Origin of the sequence: Micromonospora sp. NPDC007230 (assembly GCF_042869115.1) — a bacterium.
Lineage (GTDB): Bacteria > Actinomycetota > Actinomycetes > Mycobacteriales > Micromonosporaceae > Micromonospora.
In genome coordinates, this window is sequence record NZ_JBIAFE010000005.1 from 32,679 (window position 1) to 55,963 (window position 23,285).

Annotated in this window: 23 protein-coding genes, 1 pseudogene and 1 riboswitch; of the genes and pseudogenes, 13 read left to right on the forward strand and 11 right to left on the reverse strand. The window is 72.9% G+C overall.

Annotation, left to right across the window (positions count from 1 at the left end; all coding sequences use genetic code 11):
• Positions 1-197: 197 nt before the first annotated feature.
• A complete protein-coding gene (locus ACFYML_RS08930; RefSeq protein ID WP_387420043.1) occupies positions 198-1,445 on the forward strand; it encodes an MDR family MFS transporter in 1,248 nt (415 codons plus the stop codon).
• A 283-nt stretch (positions 1,446-1,728) separates the two neighbouring features.
• Here ACFYML_RS08930 and ACFYML_RS08935 read toward each other — a convergent pair whose 3' ends face one another.
• Positions 1,729-2,598 carry a hypothetical protein gene (locus ACFYML_RS08935; protein ID WP_387420044.1) on the reverse strand — a complete coding sequence of 290 codons (870 nt, stop codon included), beginning with the start codon at positions 2,596-2,598 and terminating at the stop codon, positions 1,729-1,731.
• 210 nt (positions 2,599-2,808) lie between these two features.
• Between ACFYML_RS08935 and ACFYML_RS08940 the strand changes: the two genes are divergently transcribed.
• The 6 genes from ACFYML_RS08940 (at position 2,809) to ACFYML_RS08965 (ending at position 5,856) form a co-directional block, all read left to right on the forward strand.
• On the forward strand, positions 2,809-2,997 hold the full coding sequence (locus ACFYML_RS08940) for a hypothetical protein (RefSeq protein WP_073833396.1): 189 nt from the start codon (positions 2,809-2,811) through the stop codon (positions 2,995-2,997).
• 13 nt (positions 2,998-3,010) lie between these two features.
• On the forward strand, positions 3,011-3,394 hold the full coding sequence (locus ACFYML_RS08945) for an Asp23/Gls24 family envelope stress response protein (RefSeq protein ID WP_387420045.1): 384 nt from the start codon (positions 3,011-3,013) through the stop codon (positions 3,392-3,394).
• Between the two features lies 1 nt (position 3,395).
• Positions 3,396-3,914, forward strand: a complete 519-nt coding sequence (locus tag ACFYML_RS08950; protein ID WP_387420046.1) for a DUF6286 domain-containing protein — start codon at positions 3,396-3,398, stop codon at positions 3,912-3,914.
• Positions 3,911-4,462, forward strand: coding sequence for a hypothetical protein (locus ACFYML_RS08955; protein WP_387420047.1), 552 nt, complete (start codon positions 3,911-3,913; stop codon positions 4,460-4,462). The genes ACFYML_RS08950 and ACFYML_RS08955 overlap by 4 nt, the downstream gene beginning before the upstream one ends.
• A 161-nt stretch (positions 4,463-4,623) precedes the next feature.
• Positions 4,624-5,340 (forward strand): helical backbone metal receptor, encoded by a 717-nt coding sequence (locus ACFYML_RS08960; protein ID WP_387420048.1) that lies wholly within the window; start codon positions 4,624-4,626, stop codon positions 5,338-5,340.
• Positions 5,341-5,487: 147 nt separating this feature from the next.
• On the forward strand, positions 5,488-5,856 hold the full coding sequence (locus ACFYML_RS08965) for an FKBP-type peptidyl-prolyl cis-trans isomerase (protein ID WP_387420049.1): 369 nt from the start codon (positions 5,488-5,490) through the stop codon (positions 5,854-5,856).
• An 84-nt stretch (positions 5,857-5,940) separates the two neighbouring features.
• Here the strand turns inward: ACFYML_RS08965 and ACFYML_RS08970 are convergent, their stop codons facing one another.
• Entirely contained in the window at positions 5,941-6,291 is a 351-nt protein-coding gene (locus ACFYML_RS08970; protein WP_357435799.1) for an STAS domain-containing protein, read from the reverse strand.
• Positions 6,292-6,522: 231 nt separating this feature from the next.
• Here ACFYML_RS08970 and ACFYML_RS08975 point away from each other — a divergent pair, with 231 nt between their 5' ends.
• Positions 6,523-7,539 carry an SMP-30/gluconolactonase/LRE family protein gene (locus ACFYML_RS08975; protein WP_387420051.1) on the forward strand — a complete coding sequence of 339 codons (1,017 nt, stop codon included), beginning with the start codon at positions 6,523-6,525 and terminating at the stop codon, positions 7,537-7,539.
• Between the two features lie 106 nt (positions 7,540-7,645).
• On the opposite strand, the gene ACFYML_RS08980 is transcribed toward ACFYML_RS08975, so the two are convergent.
• The 5 genes from ACFYML_RS08980 to pdhA all read right to left on the reverse strand — a co-directional run bounded on the left by ACFYML_RS08980 (position 7,646) and on the right by pdhA (position 14,476).
• Positions 7,646-8,908, reverse strand: coding sequence for an Ig-like domain-containing protein (locus ACFYML_RS08980; protein ID WP_387420052.1), 1,263 nt, complete (start codon positions 8,906-8,908; stop codon positions 7,646-7,648).
• 138 nt (positions 8,909-9,046) lie between these two features.
• A complete protein-coding gene (locus ACFYML_RS08985; protein WP_387420053.1) occupies positions 9,047-10,726 on the reverse strand; it encodes a right-handed parallel beta-helix repeat-containing protein in 1,680 nt (559 codons plus the stop codon).
• Between the two features lie 108 nt (positions 10,727-10,834).
• Positions 10,835-12,196 (reverse strand): dihydrolipoamide acetyltransferase family protein, encoded by a 1,362-nt coding sequence (locus tag ACFYML_RS08990; protein WP_387420054.1) that lies wholly within the window; start codon positions 12,194-12,196, stop codon positions 10,835-10,837.
• 73 nt (positions 12,197-12,269) lie between these two features.
• On the reverse strand, positions 12,270-13,274 hold the full coding sequence (locus ACFYML_RS08995) for an alpha-ketoacid dehydrogenase subunit beta (RefSeq protein WP_387420055.1): 1,005 nt from the start codon (positions 13,272-13,274) through the stop codon (positions 12,270-12,272).
• Positions 13,274-14,476 (reverse strand): pyruvate dehydrogenase (acetyl-transferring) E1 component subunit alpha, encoded by a 1,203-nt coding sequence (gene pdhA, locus ACFYML_RS09000; protein ID WP_387420310.1) that lies wholly within the window; start codon positions 14,474-14,476, stop codon positions 13,274-13,276. The genes ACFYML_RS08995 and pdhA overlap by 1 nt, the downstream gene beginning before the upstream one ends.
• Positions 14,477-14,548: 72 nt before the next feature.
• On the opposite strand from pdhA, the gene ACFYML_RS09005 reads away from it, so the two are divergent.
• Entirely contained in the window at positions 14,549-15,055 is a 507-nt protein-coding gene (locus ACFYML_RS09005) for an Lrp/AsnC family transcriptional regulator (protein WP_387420056.1), read from the forward strand.
• Positions 15,056-15,058: 3 nt separating this feature from the next.
• Here the strand turns inward: ACFYML_RS09005 and ACFYML_RS09010 are convergent, their stop codons facing one another.
• From ACFYML_RS09010 to ACFYML_RS09020, 3 genes are all read right to left on the reverse strand, one after another.
• On the reverse strand, positions 15,059-16,033 hold the full coding sequence (locus ACFYML_RS09010) for a DNA primase small subunit domain-containing protein (RefSeq protein ID WP_357435810.1): 975 nt from the start codon (positions 16,031-16,033) through the stop codon (positions 15,059-15,061).
• A 57-nt stretch (positions 16,034-16,090) separates the two neighbouring features.
• The gene (locus ACFYML_RS09015) at positions 16,091-16,417 is read right to left on the reverse strand and encodes a hypothetical protein (protein ID WP_387420057.1); all 327 of its coding nucleotides are present in this window, start codon (positions 16,415-16,417) and stop codon (positions 16,091-16,093) included.
• 166 nt (positions 16,418-16,583) lie between these two features.
• Entirely contained in the window at positions 16,584-16,826 is a 243-nt protein-coding gene (locus tag ACFYML_RS09020; RefSeq protein WP_241825085.1) for a hypothetical protein, read from the reverse strand.
• A 135-nt stretch (positions 16,827-16,961) separates the two neighbouring features.
• On the opposite strand from ACFYML_RS09020, the gene ACFYML_RS09025 reads away from it, so the two are divergent.
• On the forward strand, positions 16,962-17,717 hold the full coding sequence (locus ACFYML_RS09025) for a histidine phosphatase family protein (RefSeq protein WP_387420058.1): 756 nt from the start codon (positions 16,962-16,964) through the stop codon (positions 17,715-17,717).
• A 212-nt stretch (positions 17,718-17,929) separates the two neighbouring features.
• Positions 17,930-19,582: a vanadium-dependent haloperoxidase gene (locus ACFYML_RS09030; RefSeq protein ID WP_387420059.1), complete on the forward strand. Its 1,653-nt coding sequence runs from the start codon at positions 17,930-17,932 to the stop codon at positions 19,580-19,582.
• A 215-nt stretch (positions 19,583-19,797) separates the two neighbouring features.
• Here the strand turns inward: ACFYML_RS09030 and ACFYML_RS09035 are convergent.
• Positions 19,798-20,508 (reverse strand): annotated as a pseudogene (locus tag ACFYML_RS09035) (BTAD domain-containing putative transcriptional regulator); the annotation flags it as partial.
• Between the two features lie 335 nt (positions 20,509-20,843).
• Here ACFYML_RS09035 and ACFYML_RS09040 point away from each other — a divergent pair.
• A complete protein-coding gene (locus ACFYML_RS09040) occupies positions 20,844-22,370 on the forward strand; it encodes a S8 family serine peptidase (protein ID WP_387420060.1) in 1,527 nt (508 codons plus the stop codon).
• A gap of 117 nt (positions 22,371-22,487) precedes the next feature.
• The gene (locus ACFYML_RS09045; RefSeq protein ID WP_387420061.1) at positions 22,488-22,988 is read left to right on the forward strand and encodes a hemerythrin domain-containing protein; all 501 of its coding nucleotides are present in this window, start codon (positions 22,488-22,490) and stop codon (positions 22,986-22,988) included.
• A 206-nt stretch (positions 22,989-23,194) separates the two neighbouring features.
• Positions 23,195-23,283: riboswitch (ZMP/ZTP riboswitch) on the forward strand.
• Positions 23,284-23,285: the final 2 nt, after the last annotated feature.

Here is a 23,285-nt window from a genome sequence, read left to right on the forward strand (position 1 = left end):
ATCGGCATGACCCCGGTCGACTTTTCCCCGCGTTAACAATTTTCATCCCCGGGAGGAGAGCCGGTAGCGAACTCCACCCCCACGTCGTGACCGACACCACCATGGCCGGCACCGGACCGGCATCCTGTCGCGCCCCTCGACTGTAATGACCGACGACGCCTGAGGTCATTACGAGTACGACGCGCGGGGGTGGACGCATGGCGACCTGGTGGAGGCAGACCGGGGGCGGGTTGCCCCGCACCTTCTGGTATCTCTGGACCGCCACCCTGATCAACCGGTTGGGCGGGTTCGTCGCCATCTACCTCGGCGTCTACCTGGTCTCCGTACGGCACTTCGACCCCTCGTACGCCGGCGTGGTGATCGGGTTGCACGGGGCCGGCAGCGCCCTCGGCACGCTGCTCGGCGGCATCATCGCGGACCGGTGGGGGCGGCGACCGGCGATGCTGGCCGGCAACCTCAGCGCCGCATTCGCCGCGGCCGCCCTGGGTCTCACCGGCCACCCGGTCGCGATCGCGGCGCTCACCCTGTCGCTCGGGCTCTTCCTCGGCGTGGCCCGGCCGGCCTTCACCGCCACCATCATCGACGTGGTCGGCGACCGCGACCGGCTGCGCGCACTCACCCTCAACTACTGGGCCATCAACATCGGCTTCTCGGTGGCCGCCACCCTGGCCGGCGTGCTGATCCGGGCCGACCCGGTGCTGCTGTTCGTGGTCAACGCGGCCGTGCTGCTGGGCACCGCCGCCCTGATCGCGGTCAAGGTGCCCGAGTCCCGCCCGGCCCCGGAGGTCGTCGGACCGCGCGCCCCGGCTGACCGGGGCGGCCTCGGCACGGTGCTGCGCGACCGGGTCTTCCTCACCTTCACGGCGCTGACCGGGCTCATCTGGCTGTGCATCGAGGCGGACGTGATGCTGCCGGTGGCGTTGCAGGCCGACGGGCTGCCGGCGTCGGCGTACGGGCCGGTCATCGCGGTGAACGGACTGATGATCGTGGTAGGGCAACTCTTCGTGCCGCGGCTGATCGCCCGCTTCGACCGCTCCCGCACCATCGCACTGGCAGCGGTGGTGATCGGCGCCGGGTTCGCCCTCACCGCGCTGGCCGACACCGTCTGGTTCTACGCCGGCACCGTCATGGTCTGGACACTCGGCGAGATGCTCATGACGCCCGCCAATTCGGCGCTCACCGCCGATCTCTCCCCCACCGCGCAGCGCGGTCGCTACCAGGGCGTCTACTCGCTCGGCTACGCCTTCGCCAGCTTCGCCGGGCCAACCGTGGGCGGCCTGGTCACCGGCCGGTTCGGCGACACCGCGCTCTGGCTGGGGCTGGCCGGCCTGGCGCTGCTGGTGGCGCTGGGCAACCTGCTCGCCGGGCCGGCCCGGACCCGGCGGATCGCGGCGCTGCGCGTACCCGCCCCGGCGCCGGCCCGACCGGAACCCGCGCCGGTCTGACCGCGAACGCTCGTGCCGCGGGCTTTCCACGGTTCGGTCGGCCCACCCGACCTGGCTCCGCACCACATCGAAGACGGGCGTCTGGTTGGCCCACTCCATCAACTGCGACGGTCCGGGCACGTCGATGACCGACGATGCCCTTTCCGCACCGTCTCGGCACGGCTCGGAAGATCCGCGTCATTCCCGCTCGGCTAGCGAGCTACCGCGGTGACGGTGCAACGGTGGATCGGGAGAATTCACGGCACCGTTCCGCCGCAACCGGCGGAACCGCCGAGGTGGTCGATCAGTCGACCCAGAGATGGTCGAAGGCGAAGCCGCCGGCGAACTCGTCCCGCCGGGCGGCGAGCCGCCGGATCTGCTGCCGCAACTCGTCCCGGTCCACCAGCGGCGGCTCGCCGACCTCGAGGTCGCGCAACCGCTCCCCGACCGCCACCACGGCCAGGTCCTCGGCGAGCCGGCCCGGGTCCACCCCACAGGAGAAGCGCTGCGCGAAGAGTTGCACCCGCTCGACCAGGCACCGGCCGGGCCGCACCTCGACCCAGCTCCACCCCTCGGCAGGGCCGTCCGCCCATTGCACATGCAGCCCGCGGACGATCGGGTCGGCCAAGCGCCGCTCGACGAACGCCTCGACAGCGGCGGCCCGGGTCAGCGCCCCGAGGTCGTTGACCGGCCCGCGGCGGCCGTCGGGAAGCCGGCCGAGAATGTCCCGGAACCCGACCATGTCCCCGCCCTCCGGGCCGGATTGCGTGCCGGCCGCGTAGCTGCGCGCATCGATGACGTACTCGACGAGGCGGCGGCCGTGCTCGGAGCCGCGCAGCGTCGGCGACTCCACCCGCAGCACCGGCAGACCGACGGCCGCGCAGACCGCACTCGTCATCCGCTCGGCGCGCTGGGCGGAACCGGCGGGCGCGGGCGCGGCGATCTGCAGGGCGAACAGCGGCCAGCCGGTGTCGGCCGCGCACACCACCAGGTCGAAGCCCTCCTTGCTGGCGGTGCTCCACTGGTGCCCGGTGATCCCCGGCGGGCGCCCCTGCACCAGCTCGCTCAGCCGCCGCGCGGCGTACCCGACCTGGCCGGCCCGGCTGAGCAGCGGCGCCGCCCCGCCGGTGATCGGACGCAGCCAGGAAGCCGCCACGCTGCCGGTGCTCGTCATCTTCGCCAGATCCATCCGTCGGTCGATCGACGCCCGAGTGTATGCGTTCGATCATGTTCGTCGTGTCGCCGGTGCGCGATCGAGCGGGTCATACCCGTTCGTCACCTTCGCCGGACCCCCGGTGCCGCGGTCCTCGTCCGCCATGAGTGCGCGGCGGGGAAACGGGTACGCCCCGCCCGTCCGGTCGGTCACCGCGCAGCGGAGGTGAGCATGACGCGCCATCAGTTCGGGTTCCTCGCCGGGTTCCTCCTGGTCGCGGTCTGGGCGCTCGGCGGGGCCGGCGCCGCGGCGGGCGCCACGCTGGCCGGGCTGGTGGGCTGGCTCCTGGTCCGGGTCCTCGACGGGGACGTCACCCTGCCCGGGCTCGCCGATCGAGCCCCCGCCGACCGGCACCGCTGAACGGAGGCGTCCGATGACCGGCACCCTGCCGCGGCGCGGCACGTCCACCCAGGATCGCCCGGTCGCGCCGGCCCGGCCCTGGGCCGAGGAGTGGCTCGCCCGGCTCGCCGCGGACGCGGCGCGGCTGATCCCGGCCGTGTCCGGCCCGACGGCGGCCGTCCGGGTGGCCGGGCAGGCCGCCCGGATCGACCTCGACCTCGCCGTCAGCTACGGCGCGCACCTGCCCACCGTCGCGGCCGCGGTCCGCCGCCGGGTCACCGCCCGGATCGAGGCGCACACCGGCCTGACCGTGGAGTCGGTCACCGTCACGGTGGTGGACATGCCCCTGCCGGCCGACCTGTCGACAGCCGGAGGCGACCGCGCCCGGGGCGACGGGATCCCGGCGGCCGGAGGTTGAGATGCGGACGGTCAACCGGGTCGCCACCCTGCTGCTCGCCGTCGCCCTGCTCGCCGGTGGGGCGCTCGCCGTCGCCGAGGGGCTGCTCGCCGCGTTGGGCGGTCCCGGTCCGCTGGTCCACCGCTGGTACGCGACGCTGACCACCACCCGCTGGCAGGACGCCCCGGCCCGGGCGGTCGCCGGCGGCGTGACCCTGCTCGGGCTGGTGGTGCTCGTCGCCGAACTGCGCCGGTGGCGCCCGGCCCGGCTGCGGCTCGCCGAGGACGACCGCTGGCACCTGCACCGCCGGTCGATGGAACGACGGCTGGCCCGGGCGGTCTACGCCGTGCCCAGCGTCCGGCGGGCCCGGGTACGCCTGCGCCGGCGAGGGGACGCCTGGCGACCCCGGGTGACCGCCACCGCCGACCCGGCGGCCCGCGCCGACGTCGAGTTCGCCCTGCGCCGGGAACTCGACCAGCTGGCCGCGCCGCGCCGGGGCCGGATCGAGGTCCGGCTCCTACCGGCCCGGCGGGCCACGTGAGCAACGCCGCGCACCGGCTGCTGTGGACGGTGCTCGCCCTGGTGCTCGTGGCCGCCGGCGGGACCGCGCTGGCGGTCGGGCTGGGCTGGCTGCCGGGCGGTGGCGCCCCGTTGCTGGGGGCCGGCCCGGCCAACTGGTGGCGGGCCGGTACGCCGTGGAGCGGTCTCGCGGTGGCGGTCGGCGGGGTGCTGGTGGCCCTGCTCGGGCAGCGGTTGCTGGTCGCCGGGCTGCGCGTGCCGGGCCGGCTCGCCGGCACGCTGGCGCATCCCGGTGACGGGGGCGGGCGTACCCGGGTGGCGAGCGAGGTGCTGACCGCCGCGCTGGAGCGGGACCTGTGCCGGGCTCCCGGGGTACGCCGGGCCCGGGTGGTGCTCACCGGGCCGGTCAGTGGGCCGGACGTCTGGGTGGAGCTGCGCGTCGACCCGTGCGCCGGTCTCGGCGCGGCCCGCGCGCACGTCGACGCCGCGATCCGCCGGTTCGCGGCGACGGTCGGCTGCCAGCCGGCGCACCTGGACGTGACCGCCCTGGTGGACGAACCCCGGCCCTGAATCGGCAACGCCGGCCCGGCGTCGGACGCGGCGCGAGCTGGAGCCACCGCCGGCAACGCCAGCCCGACGCGTCCGGCCCCGCGACGCGACCTGGAACCGCCGCCGCTCCCCGGCTGGTCGACCGGCTGGGGCAGCATGTACGGGACCGAAGGAGGCCCGACGTGCGGGTGGTGTCGCTGGTGCCGTCGTTGACCGAGGCGGTGGCGTTGACCCGGCCCGAGGTGCTGGTCGGGGCGACCGACTGGTGCACCCATCCGGCCGGGCTGGACGTCGCCCGGGTCGGCGGGAGCAAGTACCCGGACCTGGACCGGGTGCTCGCGCTCCGGCCCGACCTCGTGCTGCTCAACGAGGAGGAGAACCGGCTTGCCGACGCGGACGCCCTGCGCGCGGCCGGCGTACCGGTCCGGGTCACCTTTCCCCGTACGGTGCCGGAGGCGCTGACCCAGCTCGGCGAGCTGGTCGCCGCGCTCGACGTGACGGACGAGCCGGACTGGTTGCGGGCCGCCCGGCGGGCCTGGGCCGACCTGCCCACGCCGACCAGCCGCCGGGCCGCGGTGGTGCCGGTGTGGCGGCGGCCGTGGGTGGTGCTCGGCCGGGACACCTTCGCCGGTGACGTGCTGCACCGGCTGGGCGTGGCGAACCAGTGGGCCGGCCACGCGGAGCGGTATCCCCGCCCGAGCCTGGACGAGCTGCGCGGACGACGGCCCGACCTGGTGGTGCTGCCGGACGAGCCGTACCGGTTCACGGCCGGCGACGGGCCGGAGGCGTTCCCCGGCTTACCGGCCACGCTGGTCTCGGGCCGCCACCTGACCTGGTACGGGCCCTCCCTCGCCGAGGCGCCCGCGCTGCTCGCCGCCCAGCTCGCCCGCCCGGTCTGAGCCCGGCGCCTCGGCGGGCGTCAGCGAAGGTGGCGCCCGCCCTGGCGTACCCCGACCGGACCCTTTCCCGGGACCCGCGGGTATCGGCCGGTCGCGATCCGGCAGGATCGACGGGGACCACACCCGGAACACCGAGGAGACCCGCTCATGCAGAAGCCCGAGGTTGGCCCGATCGAGGGCGCGCCGCCCGCCGATCTCGTCATCGACGACATCACGGTCGGCGAGGGTCCGGAGGCCCGCCCCGGCCAGCTCGCCACCGTGCACTACGTCGGCGTGGCCCACTCGACCGGCCGCGAGTTCGACGCCTCGTGGAACCGGGGTGAGCCGTTCGAGTTCCCGCTCGGCGGGGGCCAGGTCATCGCCGGCTGGGACCGGGGCGTGGTCGGCATGAAGGTCGGCGGCCGGCGCCGGCTGACCATCCCGCCGCACCTGGGCTACGGCGCCCGGGGCGCCGGTGGCGCCATCAAGCCGAACGAGACGCTCGTCTTCGTGGTGGACCTGCTCGGCGTCCGCTGACCCGGCCGACCAGGGCCGTCGGCACCCACGCCGGCGGCCCTGGTCCGTCCCGCCGGGACGGTCGCGCCGCCCCGACGGCGGGCGTCAGGCCGCGACCAGCTCCCCCGCGACGGCCGACTCCCGGACCGGCATCACCCGGTGCAGACCGGTGGCCCGCAGCACCCGGGCGACCACTGGGCCGGGATCGACCAGGACCAGCTCGCCGCCGCGGGCCCGGACCCGCAGGTGCGCGGCGACCAGCGTGCGCACCCCGGCCGCAGAGAGCAGCCGCACCCCGGAGAGGTCCACCCGCAGCACGGGCCGCGCCGGGGCCGCCCAGAGCGCGGCCCGGAACGATCCCACGGTGGCGATGTCGATCTCGCCGATCGCCCGGATGTCCACCTCGTGGTCGCCCACGCTGATCTCGACGTGGAACCGGTCGCTGTGCTGCCCCATGCCGAGAAATCTATCCCGGGGGACCGACACTTCCGGCCTGCCGGAACCCGGGATCCGGGTACGTCCCGGGTCGAACCCCGAGAGCATCAGGGGATCCCCCCGGACCCGCACGCCGGCCACCGCGGACGCGGTGGTGGTCGGTGCCGCGCTGGTCTCCGGCGCGCTGCCCGATGTCGCGCGACACGCCGCCGGCAGCTGCCCGACCGGGCATCGGCGGGGAACAATGACCCGATGGCCGTCCCCCGCCGGCGCCCGCCGCTGCTGATCCGGCCGGTCCGTGAGCCGGCCACCGTGCCCCCGCCGTTGGACGGGCCGTGGGCCCCCACCGACGACCGCCTCGACCGGGCCGACCTGCTGCCGCTGCCTGACGGGGGGCACGGTCCGGAGGACGTGCTGATCGACCCGGAGGGCAGGGCGGTCAGCGGCGACGAGCAGGGCCGGCTCTGGTGGTGGCCGGCGGACGCCCCGGCCGGCACCCGGCCCACCCTGCTCGCCGAGACCGGCGGCCGGCCGCTCGGCATCGAGGTGGACCCGGTCGACGGCGGGCTGCTGGTCTGCGACGCGTACCGAGGGCTGCTGCGGGTCACACCGGCCGGGGCGGTGCGCGAGTTGACCGGCAGCGGGGAGGTGCATCTCGCCGACAACGCCACGGTGGCCCGGGACGGCACGGTCTTCTTCACCGACAGCTCCGACCGGTTCCCGCTGTCCCACTGGAAGCGGGACCTGCTGGAACACCGTCCCAACGGGCGGGTGCTCGCGTACGACCGGCGGACCGGGCGCACCGAGGTGGTGACGAGCGGCCTGTACTTCCCCAACGGGGTGGCGTTGACCCCGGACGAGTCGGCGCTGATGCTGGTGGAGACGGCCACGCACCGGCTGCTCCGGGTGGACCTGCCGGAGGGGCGGGCCACCGTGCTGGCCGATCTGCCGGCCTACCCGGACAACGTGTCGGCGGTGGGCGACGGCACCTACTGGATCGCGCTGCCCAGCCCCCGGCTACCGAGCATGGAGAAGCTCCTGCCGCATCCCCGGGTGCGCCAACTCGTCGCGCTGCTGCCCGGCGCGGTGCAGCCGCAGCCCCGCCGCTACGGGCTGGTCGCGCTGGTGGACGGCGCCGGGCGGGTGCTGCGGACGCTGCACGGGCCGAGCGGGGCGTACCCGATGATCACCGGGGTGCGGCAGCACGGGCAGCGGCTCTGGCTGGGCAGTCTGACCGCCGCGGGCGTGGCCCGGGTGGACCTGAGCTGACGGACAGAGCCGGCCCGCCGTGGCTCCCGCAGGGGCACCGCCGGGCCGGCCGGAAGGGGCCAGCCCGCCGTTAGGCGGGCCGGCCTCGGTCGTTCCTCCCCGGTGGTCAGCCGCCGCTGCTGGAGGGCGCGGGAGCGGGCGCCGACCCGCCGGCCACCGCGCCCGGGTGCGGCGTGGCACTGACCGTGGGCTTGAGCCCGGCCGGTACGGGCAGCGCGCTGCCCTTGGCGAACTCGTCCCAGCCGACGTTCCAGGCGGTCCACCCGTTGCCGGCCTGCAGCTGTACCTCAGTGCCCTTGACCGTCACCAGGTCACCGACCTGGGTGATGCCCATCAGCCAGTCCGCCGCCGCGTTGGAGACGTTGGCGCAGCCGTGCGAGACGTTGGTGTAGCCCTGGTCCCCTTCCGACCACGGCGCGGCGTGGATGAACTCGCCGCCCCAGGTGAGGCGCTGGGCGTCGTCCACGTCGACCACGTAGCCGCCGTTCGCCTCACCCCGGGTGTCGAAGGTGGTCCGGTCGAACTTCTCCATGATCACCATGTTGCCGCTGGAACTGGGCGTGTCCGGCTTGCCGAGGCTGACCGGGATCTTCTTGAGCAGCTTGCCGTCCTGGTAGACCGCCATCTGCTTGGTGGCGTTGTCGATGTCCAGCGAGACCTGCCGGCCGATCTTCGAACTCGCCGACCGGTCCGCGTCCCCGATCCGGTCCTTGCCGATCGGCAACCCCTCCAGCCCGGCCCGCACGCTGATCTTCGTGCCCGGCTTCCAGAAGTCGGGCGCCCGGTAGTAGACCTGCGTGCCGTCCCCCACCCACGACCAGGTGCCCGGCTGCGGCGGGTCCGTCTTCACGAACAACCGGCGCTGCACGTCCGCCCGGGCCTCCTGCGGAATGCCCGGCTCGAAAGCGACCACCAATGGCATCGCCGTCCCGTAGGTCTGCTCCCCGCTGAAATACAAAGTGCTCTTGATCGCCTGTTTGGTCGATTTCCCCATCGTCGTGAACGTCGTCTTCTGCGTGGTCGTCCGCCCCTTGTCGCCGGTGGCGGTCACCTCCGCCGTGTACGTCCGTGAATTCTGCAACGGCCGGGTCGGCACCCAGCCCGACCCGTCCTCGCGCGGCTCGGCCGGCACCTGCGCGCCCTTGTCGTCGGTCAACCGCACACCGGTGATCTTCCCGTCCTTGACGGTGGCCCCCACCTCGGCGCTGACCGGCACGTCCTTCGTCTTGTCCGCCGGCGTGACCGTGATCGACGGGGGTGCGGCCCCCTTGCCGCCCACCGACTTCGGTCCGGCGGTGCACGCACCGACCGCCAGTGGCGTGGCTGCGATGGTCACCACAAACAGCGTCATTCGCCGCCTCAAGTCCATTTCCCCACCCCCATTTCCAGTCCCCTTCGTTCCCATTCTGTCGGTCACCGGAGAAGCTGTAGGCCGTTCCGAACAATTGCTTGACCGGGGCGACTTAAGTTTTGTCGGCCGCGCACGGAATGGCATTTCTTCGCCCGGTCAGTCCCATTCGTCGTCGCCGTGGTTGCGTTCCCACCGGCCACCGATGGGCGGGGTGTCCAGCCGGGTGGGGCCCTCGGCGTTCCCGGCCAGGTCGTTGTCCTCGACCCGGCAGTCCACGCAACTGCCCCGTTCTGTGATCCAGAAGCCATGGGTCTGGGTGGCCGGGCGCAGACTGTCCCAGATCCGGTTGCCCCGGATGCTGGCCGAGTCGAGCGCGGCGTGCACGGTGATGCCCGCCCGGGTCTCGGGCGCCGCCGACAACTCGTACCCGGTGCCGGGCACCGGGACGTCGGCGCTCCACGCGGTGACCGCGTCGGGGCGGACCGGCGCCAGGGTGAGCTCGGTGGCGTTGTTCGCGGCCACCAGCGCCATCCGGCCGTCGACCCGGACCACCTTGCCCCGGTGCTCGTCCTCCTGCCACTCGGCCCGCCGGTCGACCACCAGCTTCTCGCTGTACCGCACCGACTCGCCACCGCCCCGGACGACCGGGCCGCACTGCCGCCCGTTGCTCCGGATCCGGTTGCCGGTGATGATCGCGTCGACGATCGGCCGGTCGATCCGGATCGCGTCCAGGCTGTTGCCGTAGAAGTCGTTGCCCTCGATGACGACCTCCCGGGCGCACTCCTGCTCCTCGCCGCCCAGGCTGCGCTGGTGGTACCCGTACCGGCCGTTTCCGGTGATCCGGTTGCCCCGGATCGTGTACGGGCCGGGGGTGTTGCCGATGCTGACCCCGTCGCGCACGTTGCCGTCGATCACGCAGTCGCTGAGGATGCCGCCGCGACCGGCGGTGCCCGTGGTGCCCTTGGCCGAGACGTGGAAGCCCGCCTCCAGGTTCCCGGTCAGCGTGCAGGCGGAGACGATCAGGCCGTTGGCGCCCCAGTCGGAGATGCCGAAGCGGTTGCCCTGCGCGTGGCAGCCGACGAGCCGGATCCCCCGCGGCCGCAACGCCCCGGGCTGCTGCAACTCCAGGAAGATCCCGCTGGTGGCGTTGCCGACCGCCGAGCAGTTGACGATGTTGACCCGCTCGATGCTCCCCCACCCGCCGACCCCGATGCCGATGCCGGCCCCGCCCATCTCGGTGCCGTTGTCCAGCCTCCCGCAACCGGCCACCAGCACGCCGTCGATCAGGCAGTCCTGGAGGAAGTCGCAGCCCAGGCCGGTGGCCGCGGTGTGGTGGATGTAGAGGTTGCGGAACACGCCCCGCACGACGTACTGGAGGCCCAGCCCCTTGGCCAGCGGGTTGTACTCGGCCGACGCCACCCCGGAGCCGTCGATCTCGAAGTCGGCGAAGGTGCAGTCCGCCAGGTGACGCTCCCGATCCGCGCCGTGCAGCTTCGCCGTGTGGAAGGCCAGCGGGGTGGGATCAGCCCGGTTGCCCGAGTTGCTCAGCACGAACCGGGTCGCGCCCGGACCGGCGCCGAGCAGCGACACCCCGCTGCGCCAGACCGTGCCGGCGTCCCGGATCGAATACACCCCGGGCGGGCAGTAGATCACCCGGGCCCGCCGGTCGGCGGCGTACGCGTCCCCCAGCCGGTCCACCAGCGCGGCGAACGCGGGCTGGTCGTTGGTCGTCCCGTCCCCGGTCAGCCCGTGCTCCCGGGCGTCGCACATCAGCGGCGCGCCGGCGACCGGGTGCGGGCGTACGCCACCGGCGGAGGGCACGTGCGAGTGCTCCATCCCCGTTCCTCCCCTCGGCGACCGGGCTCGCATTCCCGGTCCCGCAGCGGAGAAACGGCGGACGGCCCCGGCCCCGGGCGTGGACGGGGCCGGGGCCGGGTCGGTGGGTCAGACGTTCGCCACCAGCAGGGCGGGCTGCTCGACGCAGTCCGCCACGTGCCGCAGGAAACCGCCGGCCACGCCGCCGTCGCAGACCCGGTGGTCGAAGGTGAGGCTGAGCTGCGTCACCTTGCGGACCGCGAGCTGCCCGTCGACCACCCAGGGCTTGTCCACGATGCGGCCGACGCCGAGCAGCGCCGCCTCCGGGTGGTTGATGATCGGGGTGGAGCCGTCCACACCGAACACCCCGTAGTTGTTCAGGGTGAAGGTGCCGCCGGTCAGCCGCGCCGGGGGCAGGGTGCCGGCCCGGGCCGCGGCGGTGGTCTCGGCGAGGGCGGCGGCCAGCTCGCGGGTGGTCAGCCGCTGGGCGTCGCGGAGCACCGGGACGACCAGGCCCCGCTCGGTCTGCGCGGCGATGCCCAGGTGCACCCCGGCCGACTGGATGATCCGCTGCCCCTCGGTGTCCACGTGCGCGTTGAGCTGCGGGTACTTCCGCAGGCCGCTGAGGCAGATCCGGGCGAGCAGGGCCAGGATGCTGACCGGCGCGTCCGGGGTGGCGGCGTTGATCGCGGCCCGGGTAGCCAGCAGCCCGGTGGCGTCCACGTCGACCCAGATGGTCACCTCGGGGATCTCCCGCCGGCTGCGGGAGAGCTTGTCGGCGATGGCCTTGCGGATGCCGGTCAGTGGGATGACCACGTCACCGTCCCCGTCGGGGGCGAGCCCGACATGCGGGTCCGGCACCGCGGCCAGCCGGGTGGCCCGGGCGGCCGAGGCGGCCTCCACGTCAGCGCGGCGGATCACCCCGCCGGGGCCGGTGCCGCGTACCGACGCCAGGTCGATCCCGCGCTCCTTCGCCAGCCGCCGCACGATCGGCGAGATGACCAGGGCGCTCGTCCGCGTGGCCTCAGCAGCGGCCGGGGCGGTGGCGGTCGGAGTCGGGCCGGCGACGGCACCGACCGGCGCGGCGGCCGGGGGCTCCGGGGCCAGCGCGAGCCGCGGGCGGCGGCGCCGGCGGCCGGAGCCGCCGTGCCCGGTGCCGTACCCGATCAGCACGTTGCCGGAGCCGGCGCGCTCCTCCTCGCGGTAGGTGGCGTGCGGGTCGTCCCCTTCCGCACCGTCGAGCGGGGCGATGGTGATCAGCGGCTGGCCGACCGGGCGGACCTCACCCGCCGCGCCGTGCAGGGCCACGACCCGGCCGGCGTACGGGCAGGGCACGTCGACGACCGCCTTGGCGGTCTCCACCTCGACCACGGTCTGGTCCACGGTGACCACGTCGCCGACGGCGACCCGCCACTCGACGATCTCCGCCTCGCTGAGCCCCTCGCCAAGGTCCGGCAGGAGGAAGTCGCGGGTCCCCGTCATGGTGGTCATGCCGCCACCTTCCTGCGGTCGGCGTCGTCATGACGTGCGGGGCGGAGCCGAATGATTCGCTCGCTGCGCTCGCTCATGCCGCCACCCACCGGGTGTCGGGCTGGTCGTCCCACTGGAGGCGGGCCACCGTGTCCAGCACCCGATCCACCGAGGGCAGGTGGGTGTGCTCCAGCATCGGCGCCGGGTACGGGATGTCCAGGCCGGACACCCGCAGCACCGGGGCGTGCAGGGCGTGGAAGCAGCGCTCCTGCACCCGGGCGGCGATCTCCGCGCCGACCCCGGCGAAGCCCTGCGCCTCCTGGATCACCACGCACCGGCCGGTCTTCCGCACCGACGCGGTGACCGTGGCGTCGTCGAACGGCACGATCGTGCGTACGTCGACGACCTCCAGGTCCCAGCCCTCCTCGCGGGCGGCCTCGGCCGCCTCCAGCGCGACCGGCACCGCCGGCCCGTACGCGACCAGGGTGGCGTCGGCGCCCGCCCGGCGCACGACGGCCCTGCCGAACGGCGCGGTACGCGCCGGCAGCTCGGCCTCGGCGCTGGAGAAGTAGAGCTTCTTCGGCTCCATGAACACGACCGGGTCCGGGTCGTCGATCGCCTCGCGCAGCAGCGAGTACGCGTCCTCGACGGTGGCCGGGGTGACCACCTTCAGGCCCGGGGTGTGCGCGTAGTACGCCTCGGAGGAGTCGCAGTGGTGCTCCACGCCGCCGATGCCGCCGGCGTACGGGACCCGGATGACGATCGGCACGCTGAGCGCGCCCCGGGTGCGGTTGCGCAGCTTCGCCACGTGCGAGGCGATCTGCTCGAACGCCGGGTACGCGAACGCGTCGAACTGCATCTCGACCACCGGCCGCAGCCCGGACATGGCCAGGCCGACGGCGAAGCCGACGATGCCGGCCTCGGCGAGTGGGGTGTCGAAGCAGCGCTTGTCGCCGAACCGGGCCTGCAGGCCGTCGGTGATCCGGAAGACGCCGCCCAACTGCCCGACGTCCTCGCCGAAGACGACCACCCGCTCGTCGTCCAGCATCGCGTCGGCGAGCGCGGCGTTGAGCGCCTTCGCCATGGTCATGGTGGCCATCAGGCGTCCCCCTCCTCGTCGCGGGCGGCGGCCAGTTCGGCGCGGACCTGCTCACGCTGCTCGACCAGCTGCGGGGTCGGCTCCGCGTACACGTGGTCGAAGAGGCTGAGCGGGTCCACCGCCGGCTGGGCGTTCATCCGGTCGCGCAGCGCGGCCGCGTACGCCTCGGCCTCGTCGGCGATGGCGGCGACCGCCGCGTCGTCCAGCACGTCCCGGGCCCGCAGGTAGGTCTCCAGCCGGGCGATCGGGTCCCGGTCCCGCCACGCCTCGACCTCCTCGGCGTCCCGGTAGCGGGTCTGGTCGTCCGCGTTGGTGTGCGGTTCCATCCGGTAGGTGTGCGCCTCGACCAGGAACGGCCCCTGGCCCGACCGGGCGTGCTCCGCCGCACGGGTGAGCACCGCGAGCACGGCCATCGGGTCGTTGCCGTCGACCTGCTCGCTGGGTACGCCGTAGCCGACGCCCTTGTACGCCAGGCTCGGCGCGGCGGTCTGCCGGGACAGCGGGACGCTGATCGCGTACTTGTTGTTCTGCACGAAGAAGACGACCGGGGCCTTGAACACGGCGGCGAAGTTGACGCCCTCGTGGAAGTCGCCCTCGCTGGTCGCGCCGTCGCCGATGAAGGCCAGCGCCACGGTGTCCCGCCCCTGGTACGACTCGCCGTAGGCCAGGCCCGCGGCGTGCACGCACTGGGTGGCCAGCGGGGTGCACTGCGGCGCGGTGTGCCGGGCCGCCGGGTCGTACCCGCAGTGCCAGTCACCGCGCAGCAGGGTGAGCACCTCGACCGGGTCGATGCCCCGGGCGGTCAGCGCCATCGACTCGCGGTAGGTCGGAAAGACCCAGTCGGTGTCGTGCAGCGCGAGGACCCCGCCGACCTGGCAGGCCTCCTGGCCGCGCGAGGACGGGTAGACGGCGAGGCGACCCTGCTTGGTCAGCGCGGTGGCCTGCACGTCGAAGCGGCGGCCGACAACCATCCGCCGGTACATCTCGCGGAGCGCGTCGAGCGGCGGCTCGGGGTAGTCGTCCCGGGCCGGCAGCGGGGTGCCGTCCGGGTTCAGCAGCCGGACCGGCTCGGTACGCGGCAGCAGCCCGGCCGACGGGTCGGCGGCGGGGGTGGCCTTCCGGCGGGTGCGGGGGGATGCCCTGCGGACCGCCTGGGGTGTGGTCGTCACGGCGGGGACCTCCTGGACGTGTGGTGGACCTATGCTCACGCCGTCGGATGATTGACTCAAGTTGCCCGCTGAACGCGGGACGAATGGCATGACTGGGAGTGGTTCATGAGCCAGGAGACCAGCCCGGCACCGGGCGCGGCGGGCGGAACGGGACGTTCGGCCGGGCCGCTCGACGAGGTGGACCGGCGGATCCTGCGCGAACTGGTCGACGACGGCCGGCTCTCCATGCGCACGCTGGCCGACCGGGTGCACGTCTCGCGCACCAACGCGTACGCCCGGGTGGAGCGCCTGATCCGGGACGGGGTGATCACCGGTTTCCAGGCCCGGGTGGCGCCGGAACCCGCCGGGCTGGGCACGTCGGCGTACATCGCGCTGACCATCGAGCAGAACACCTGGCGGGAGGTGTCCGAGGAACTGGCCCGGGTGCGCTACGTCGAGCACGTGGCGCTGCTCAGCGGCGAGCACGACGTGCTGGCCCTGGTCCGGGCGCCGGACAACGCCACCCTGCGGGACGTGGTGCTGGAGCGGGTGCAGAGCATCGCCGGGGTGCTGTCGACGCGCAGCTGGCTGGTCTTCGAGGAGTTCGACGGGACGCAGCGCCTCTGGCCGTAGGCGTCAGCGTTCCGGCGGCGCCTCCAGGCCCTCCCGGTCGGCCAGCTCCAGCAGCGGCTCCAGGGAGAACCGGCGGTCGTCCAGGCCGGCGTGCGGGTCGCCGCGCTCGGCGAACCGGGCCGGCAGGCTCACCACGTCGAAGTCCTCCGGCCGCGCATCGTCCAGCTCCGACCAGTCCAGCGGGGCGGAGACCAGCGCCCGCGGGGTGGGCCGGATCGAGTACGCCGACGTGACGGTGTGATCGCGGGCCATCTGGTTGTAGTCCACGAAAACCGGCCGGTCCCGCTGCTCCCGCCACCAGGTGGTGGTCACCAGGTCGGGCAGCCGGCGCTGCATCTCCCGGCCCAGCGCCAGCACCGCCCGCCGGCATTCGCCGAAGCTCCACCGCGGCTCGATGGACAGGTAGACGTGGATGCCCCGACCGCCGGTGGTCTTCGGGTAGCCGACCAGCCCCAGCTCGTCGAGGAACGCCCGCACCTCGTGGGCGACCGGGACCACCTGGGCGAAGTCCACCCCGGGCATCGGGTCGAGGTCGATGCGGAGCTGGTCGGGGTGCTCAACGTCGCCGGCGGACACCGGCCACGGGTGGAAGCGCAGGGTGCCCAGGTTGACCGCCCAGATCACCACGGCCAGCTCGCTCGGGGCCACCTCGTCGGCGGTCCGGCCGCTGGGGAAGGTGATGTGGGCGGTGCGCACCCAGTCGGGCGCCCCGGCGGGCAGCCGCTTCTGGTAGAACGCGTCGCCGCGATTGTCCTGCCGGGTGGCGATCTTCGCGCCCTCGAACACGCCGCGCGGCCACCGCTCCAGCATGGTGGGCCGGTCGCGCAGGGCGCGCAGGATGCCGTCGCCGACGGCGAGGAAGTAGCGGACCACGTCGAGCTTGGTCAGCCCGCGCTCCGGGAAGTACGGCTTGTCGGGGCTGGAGACGCGGACCACCCGTTCGCCTACCCGGATCTCCTCGGCCGCCGTGGTCGCCACGCCTCACACGGTAGCGGGCGACGGGCCGCCGCGGCCCCCCGCCGCGCAGCGGGCCGGTCAGGAGATCAGCGTGATGCCCACGACGACGAGCGGCAGCCCGACGAACAGGAAGATCCCGACACCGGTGAGGACCCGGCCACCGCCCGCGGTCTCCTGCTCCGGTGCGAGCCCGAAGGCGGCCCGGGCGCCGAGCATCCCGACCCGGCTGAGGGTGAGGTCGCCGGTGACACCGAGCAGCGCCCCGACGACGACCAGGGCGATACCGAACCGGGAGACGAACTCGCCACCGGACACCGCCACCCAGACGCCGGCGGCGACCGCGACCACCACCAGCGCGATCACCAGCAGCACCAGGGCTTCCCGCAGACCCTTGAGGACCGTCATCGATGGCTCCATCCCGTCGTGTCGGACGGGACATTCTGCTCCACCGATGGGTCTGCCCGCTGCCCCGTTCGCGACAGCGGTCAGTCGAGCGGCATCATCCGGGAAGCGCCGGAGTCGCGGCAGCCGGGACCGGGCGGCGTCCGTCCGGCCCCGGCCACGCCGGCGCTCAGCGCCCTTCCTGCTGCATACGCGTCATGAGCATCTGCTTGCCCTGGTCACCGGCCTTGCGGTTGTTCTCCTGGATCTTGCGGAACCAGTTGGCGAGCTCCGTGTCGCCGCGCTTGTCCGCGTCGGCGATGTACGTGTCCATCCGGTAGATGTTCTCCAACGACATCTGCACCGTGTGGATCAGGTCGTAGTTCTTGTCCCGTACCGGGCTCATCTGTTCCTTGGTCATGGTCGTGGCCACGACACACCTCCCCATGTCTCGGCTTCCGGTGGCGCCAGCGCTTACCCGCCTGCGGCCGGTTCACGCCCCGCCCGGCCGAGGACCGCCCGACGGCCCGCACGGTTACGCCCGCCGGACCCGGGTACCGGTGGCCCCATGGCGGAACTGGCGACGCTGTGGATCGTCCGGCACGGCGAGAGCACGGCGAACGTCGCGGCGAGCCGGGCGGAGGCGACCGGCGCCGAACTGACCGGCCTCACCCAGCACCGCGACGCGGACGTACCGCTGTCGCCGACCGGGCAGGAGCAGGCCCGGACCACCGGCCGCTGGCTCGCCAAGCTGCCGGGGACGCACCGGCCCGACGTGGCGGTGGTGTCGCCATACCTGCGGGCGGTGCAGACGGCCGACCTGGCGCTGGCCGGCACCGGCATCCCGGTCAGCCGGGACGAGCGGCTGCGCGACCGGGAACAGGGCATCCTCGACGGCCTGACCGAACACGGGGTGCGGCAGCGGTATCCGGCGGAGGCGGAACGCCGGGCCCGCCTCGGCACGTTCTACTACCGGCCCCCCGGCGGCGAGTCCTGGCCCGACGTGGCGCTGCGGCTGCGCGCTCTCCTCGGTGACCTGCGCCGCGACCACGAGGGCCGGCGGGTGCTGCTCTTCGGCCACGACGCCCTGGTCTTCGTGCTCCGCTACCTGCTGGAGGGGCTCACCGAGGACGAGCTGAGGGGGCTGACCCGGGACTACTCGATCGCCAACTGCTCGGTCACCGGCTGGTCCGTCGACGCCGCGGGGCGGCTCGCACCGGAGATGTTCAACGACGTCACCCACCTGCACCGGCGGGCCAGACAGCCGGAACGTGGGTCTGCCGACCCAAGGATCAGCGACGGGCCTAACAGCGGGCGGGGTTGACGGCTCCCCTCTGTCCGGTGGACCGCAACTGCCGGCCGCGGCCGGGCTCCGTACCGAGATCGTCCTACGTGGCCGGTCCGTAGCGGGACCGTAGCCGGGCGATAGCGAGCTGGCCCAGGCTCGCGATGGGCGCGGACATCCCGCCGCCCGTTCCGGGTCTCTCGCCAAGGAGTTCCATGGGCAGGCTCAGCTCAACGAGACGGTGGGGTGCCGTGGCGCTGACCACCGCAGCCCTCAGCACCGGCGCCGTCGTGCTCCCGACCACTGCGGCGCACGCCGCGGCACCCAATGATCACGTCCTCTACTGGAACGATGTCCTGGTGCGCACGTACCGCCAGCTCGGCGGAGCGCCGGGGCCGCTGGCCCGCGCCGGCGCCATGCTGCACGGCGCCATCTACGACGCGGCCAACTCGGCTCTCTGCGCGGCCGGCGACGCCCAGTGCATCGGTCAGCCGTACCGGGTCAAGGTCTCGCCCACGCCCGGCATCGTGCCGGACCTCGCCACCGCCATCGACTACGCCGCTTACGACACGCTGCGCAGCGTGTACCCGGGCGTCAACTTCGACGCCGACCTGTCCACCGCGCAGGAGGGGACGACCAGTTCGCCGGCCCGGACCGACGGTCAGCGGATCGGCTCGGCGAGCGCACAGGCGATGATCAGTTTCCGGACCAACGACGGGGCGCCGGACAACTCGACGTTCCCGTTCAGCGACACGCCGGGAGTGTGGCGGCCGACCGGCTCCGGCGCGGCCGCCACGCCCAGTTGGGGCCTGGTCAAGCCGTTCGCGATGACCTCCGGCGCCCAGTTCCGGCCGGGCTTGCCAGCGGGCTACTCGGACATGGCCAAACTGCTCGCCAGCCCCGAGTACGCGGCGCAGGTCAACGAGGTGAAGGACCTCGGCCGGTACAACAGCACGTCCCGGACCGACGACCAGACGCAGGCCGCCTGGTTCTGGGCCAATGACCTCGACAAGCTCACGTACAAGCCGCCAGGCCAGCTCTTCGCCCACACCCAGATCGTGGCGAAGTCAGCGAAGCTGACCCAGGCCGGGAGCGCTCGGCTCTTCGCCCTGGTGGCGATCGCGCTGGCCGACGCGGGGATCGTGGCGTGGGACGCGAAGTACCAGACCCCGATCGCCCTGTGGCGGCCGGAGAGCGCGGTCCAGCTCGCGGACACCGACGGCAACCCCGCGACCAAGTCCGACGCCAACTGGAAGCCTCTCTCGGCCGACGACAAGGGGGTGAATTTCTCCCCGCCGTTCCCGGCCTACACCTCCGGGCACGCCACGTTCGCCGCAGCGTGGGCGAGCGCGATGAAGGGCTTCTTCAACACTGACGCGTTCAGGTTCACCGCCACCACCCAGGATCCACACGCGGTCGGGGTCACCCGAACCTTCGGCACCTTCAGCTCCGCTGCCACGGAAAATGCCCGTAGTCGGGTCTACCTCGGCGTGCACTACCAGTGGGACGCCGACGCGGGGATGTCGTCGGGCACCGCGATGGCGAACTACGTCACCGCGAATTTCCTTCGCCCGACCACGTCGTACACCTTCGACGGGTTCTACCTCAACGGCAGCAAGATCGGCGACTACATCGACGCCGCACCGCCGAGGAGCTTCACCTTCGGATTCGCCGTCAAGGACTCCGCCGGAAACCCCGTGACCGACTCCGGCGCCGTCACCGGCACCTCATGGAACGGCCACCCCGGGGGCGCCGTGACTTCGGCGCCGACCTACAACCCGACCACCGGGCGAATCGAGGTCAGCACCCTGGCCAACCGGAACTGTTCCGGGCCGCAGCTCTTCTCGGTCCTGTTCCGGGACGGCTCGACCCACTCGATCACTGTCGACTGCGACGTCGTCTGACCTTCATCGGTCACTGCGGTCATGGTGGCGTGGGCCTGGCTCCCGGGTCCACGCCAGCCATCAGCCGGTCCGGCCAGTGAGAGGCTCAACGCCTCAAGCTGGCGGCGTACGTCCCGCAGCAACTGTTCGGTCACCCGCAGGTAGTCCAATGTCGCCCCCAGCACCTCCCGGTCGACCGTTGACGGCGCGGTCGGCTCTTCCTCCAGCAAGTCGCGGTACGCCGCCACCAGTTCCCGGCCCGGGTCCAAGCCAAGCTCCTCGCGAAGAAGCCGGCGAACCTGGTGGTAGGCGGCGATCGCCTCGCCCCGGCGGCCCGCACCGTGCAGCGCCACCACCAGATGCCGCCAGAACGTCTCCCGCAACGGATGCTCGGCGACCAGCTCAGTCAACGTCGGAACGATTTCCTGGTGCCGCCCGAGGCGCAGCTCCAGTCCGAACAACTCACCGAGCGCGTCCAGCCGCCGCTCCTGCAGGCGAACCCCGGCGAGCCGGGCGATCGGCGCATCGACGTTGCACAACGGCGGCCCGTGGTACAGCTCGAGCGCTTCGCGGAACAGTGCCGCGGCTGAGTCGAGCTGACGGCCCGCGCTCAATGCCCGACCGCGCTGCACGAGCTGGTCGAAGACCAGTACGTCGATCTCGCCTGGCGGCGCGTGCAGCGAGTAGCCGGCCGGATGGGTGCTTATCCAGACGCCCTCGATGCTCTGGAACAGGGCACGCAGCGCCGAGATTTGCGCCTGCACCTGGGTCCGCACGGTCCGTGGCGGAGCCTCGCCCCAGACCGCCTTGATGATGTCGTCCATCGGAACCACCGTGCCGCTGTTGATCAGCAGCAGCGCAAGCACCGCGCGCAACCGGTTGCCGCGGATGTCGAGCGGGCTGCCCTCCGAGCCTACGGTGAGCGGTCCCAGGAGCCGGAACCTCATGAGCGGCGGAATCGGGCAGGAAGGTGAGTTGGCAGGTGCGCGTGCAGCTCGAGCATGGCGTCCCCCGTCACGCTTAGCAACATCAACAATTCGCGGCCGTAACTGTAGGAGTTCTTGGATGCGTGGGCAAGGGCGCAGCTCACCAGGGTTGACGCGGCGGTCGAGTCCCACCCGTGGGCCGCCGTCTGACGGTCGTTGTTCGTCCGTTCGGCTGTGTGTAACAGCACAGCAACTCTCTACGCTGGTGCCTCAAAGCGAGCAGCCTGCTCGTTTTCCGCCGACCCCCTGTCCGCCAGGCAGTGGGGCTCGGCTGGATCGGCCCTCTGGGAGACTGTGTGAAGAACCTTCGTCGCAAGACACTGGCCGCAGCGTCCGTCGTGGCGCTCGGCGTCGGCCTCGCCGTCACCGGCGGGCTGGCGCCGGCGGCCGCAGTCGGACCGGACACCACGTTCCTGGTCCTCGCCCCGCAGGGCGGCAAGACCGACAAGGCCGCCGCCCGCGTGGCGGCTGCCAAGGGCACCGTGGTGGCCAGCTACGACCAGATCGGCGTGCTCGTCGTCCGCTCGACCAACCCTGACTTCGCCACCCAGGTGGCGGGCGCGGGCGTCGAGTCGGTCGCGTCCACCGCCGGCCTGGGCACCGCCCTCGACGAGGGCGAGACCGTCGAGGTCTCCGCGGAAGCGGTCGCCAACGCCACCGGCGACCCGACCAAGGAGCCCATGTACGGCCAGCAGTGGGACATGAACATGATCCACGTCCCGCAGGCCCACGCCGTCAACAGCGGCAGCTCCAACGTCGTGGTCGGTGTGCTGGACAGCGGCATCTCCAGCAGCCACCCCGACCTGGCCACCCAGATCGCCAAGGACAAGAGCGTGTCCTGCATCGGCGGCGTCACCGACACCACCGAGGCGGCCTGGAACCCGACCAGCTCCGACCACGGCACCCACGTGGCCGGCACCATCGCCGCCGCCGTCAACGGCGTCGGCGTGACCGGCATCGCGCCGGGGGTGAAGGTGGCGGCGGTCAAGGTCGTCAACAACGACGGCTACATCTACCCGGAGGCTGCGGTCTGCGGGTTCCTGTGGGCCGCCGACCACGGGATGCAGCTGACCAACAACAGCTACTTCATTGACCCGTGGGAGCTGAACTGCCGCAACGACGCCCGCCAGCGCCCGGTGTGGCAGGCGGTGCAGCGGGCCATCCGTTACTCGCAGTCCAAGGGCGTGCTGAACGTGGCGTCCGCGGGCAACTCGAACTACGACCTGGCCCACAAGAACACCGACTACGACAGCCCGAACAACCTGCCGGAGGGCCAGGATCCCACGCCTCGCGTGGATCTCAACAGCGCCTGCCTCGACCTGCCGGCCGAGGCGCCGGGCGTGGTCACCGTCTCGGCGGTGGGCCCGACCGGGCAGAAGAGCTACTACTCGTCGTACGGCCAGGGCGTGGTCGATGTGACGGCCCCGGGTGGTGACAGCCGGTTCCGTACCCAGGGTGCCCGCTCCACCTCCACCGATACCATTCTGTCGACCATCGGACGGCTGGACGCCCAGGGCAACATGGTCAACGGGTGGGGTTACAAGCAGGGCACCTCGATGTCCGGCCCGCACGCCACCGGTGTCGCGGCGCTGGCGTTGTCGGCGCACCCGGGCATGACCCCGGGCCAGCTGTCGGCGTTCCTGGAGCGTACGGCGGTGGCGCAGTCCTGCCCGGCGGGCATCTACGACCCGGTGCCGAACTGGCCGGTGCCGGTTCCGCCGGCCACGTGGCCGCACAACATCGGCCCGTCGTACTGCTCCGGCGGTGCGCGGAACGGGTTCTACGGCGCCGGCATGGTCGACGCGTTCAACGTGGTCAAGTAACACCCGCACCACCAGCGACGGGGTCCGGCGTTCCGACGTCGGGCCCCGTCCTGCTGTTTGCGCTGTTCTGGGCGGGGGTACCGGGGGCGGCATCCGCCGACTCGAGGAGGTCACCCGGTGTCCACCGATGCCATCGTCCTGCTGAAAGAGGACCACAAGGAGATGCGCCGCCTGTTCAAGGCGTTCCAGGATGCCGAGGAGGGACCGGCGAGCGAGCGGCAGCAGTTGGTCCGGCAGATCATCGAGGCGCTGACCGTGCACACCTACCTGGAGAACGAGGTGATGTACCCGGAGGTCCGCAAGCTGGTGCCCGATGTCGAGGACGACATCCTCGAGTCGTACGAGGAGCACCACGTGGCGGACGTGCTCTGCTTCGAGCTCTTCTCCATGGATGCCGAGGACGAGCGGTACACCGCCAAGACGACGGTGCTGATCGAGAACGTCCTGCACCACGTCCAGGAGGAAGAGGAGAAGTGGTTCCCGAAGGTGCGCGCGGCGCTCGGGCGGAACCAGCTGCAGGAGATCGGCGCGCGCATGATCGAACTGCGCCCGAAGGCGCCGAAGACCCCCACCGCCCCGAAGGCGCTCAAGAAGTCACTGGACACGGTCACAGCCTGAGCGGCCCCCGACGCGGCGCGGGACCCGCCCCGGTAGAGCCGGGTCCCGCGTCATGATCGCCCCGCCCGTGGCGAAGGGCATCGTCCGGCCCCACCCCGGCCCGCCACCGTGAACGCCGGTCTCGGCTGGCGGCCGGTGCTGGCCGGCGCGAACTGCCCGAGCGGCTGGAGGTGGACCGGGCCGGCCCGGGCGGACCCGGTAGGATCGGCGCGGGCCGTGACTGGCGCGTGGGATGGAGCACCATCGGGGAGCGGTCCCGTCACGAGGACGCACGCCGAGCGCCTGGGCCTTCCGCAC

Coding starts and splice junctions, on each gene's coding strand:
- ACFYML_RS08995 (WP_387420055.1), bottom strand. CDS start 13,274: ATGGCCACCATGACCATGGCGAAGGCGCTCAACGCCGCGCTCGCCGAC.
- ACFYML_RS08965 (WP_387420049.1), top strand. CDS start 5,488: ATGCAGAAGCCCGAGGTTGGCCCGATCGAGGGCGCGCCGCCCGCCGAT.
- ACFYML_RS08985 (WP_387420053.1), bottom strand. CDS start 10,726: ATGGAGCACTCGCACGTGCCCTCCGCCGGTGGCGTACGCCCGCACCCG.
- ACFYML_RS08975 (WP_387420051.1), top strand. CDS start 6,523: ATGGCCGTCCCCCGCCGGCGCCCGCCGCTGCTGATCCGGCCGGTCCGT.
- ACFYML_RS09025 (WP_387420058.1), top strand. CDS start 16,962: ATGGCGGAACTGGCGACGCTGTGGATCGTCCGGCACGGCGAGAGCACG.
- ACFYML_RS08970 (WP_357435799.1), bottom strand. CDS start 6,291: ATGGGGCAGCACAGCGACCGGTTCCACGTCGAGATCAGCGTGGGCGAC.
- ACFYML_RS08940 (WP_073833396.1), top strand. CDS start 2,809: ATGACGCGCCATCAGTTCGGGTTCCTCGCCGGGTTCCTCCTGGTCGCG.
- ACFYML_RS08935 (WP_387420044.1), bottom strand. CDS start 2,598: ATGACGAGCACCGGCAGCGTGGCGGCTTCCTGGCTGCGTCCGATCACC.
- ACFYML_RS08990 (WP_387420054.1), bottom strand. CDS start 12,196: ATGACCACCATGACGGGGACCCGCGACTTCCTCCTGCCGGACCTTGGC.
- ACFYML_RS09015 (WP_387420057.1), bottom strand. CDS start 16,417: ATGACGGTCCTCAAGGGTCTGCGGGAAGCCCTGGTGCTGCTGGTGATC.
- ACFYML_RS08930 (WP_387420043.1), top strand. CDS start 198: ATGGCGACCTGGTGGAGGCAGACCGGGGGCGGGTTGCCCCGCACCTTC.
- ACFYML_RS08950 (WP_387420046.1), top strand. CDS start 3,396: ATGCGGACGGTCAACCGGGTCGCCACCCTGCTGCTCGCCGTCGCCCTG.
- ACFYML_RS09005 (WP_387420056.1), top strand. CDS start 14,549: ATGAGCCAGGAGACCAGCCCGGCACCGGGCGCGGCGGGCGGAACGGGA.
- ACFYML_RS08980 (WP_387420052.1), bottom strand. CDS start 8,908: ATGGACTTGAGGCGGCGAATGACGCTGTTTGTGGTGACCATCGCAGCC.
- ACFYML_RS08945 (WP_387420045.1), top strand. CDS start 3,011: ATGACCGGCACCCTGCCGCGGCGCGGCACGTCCACCCAGGATCGCCCG.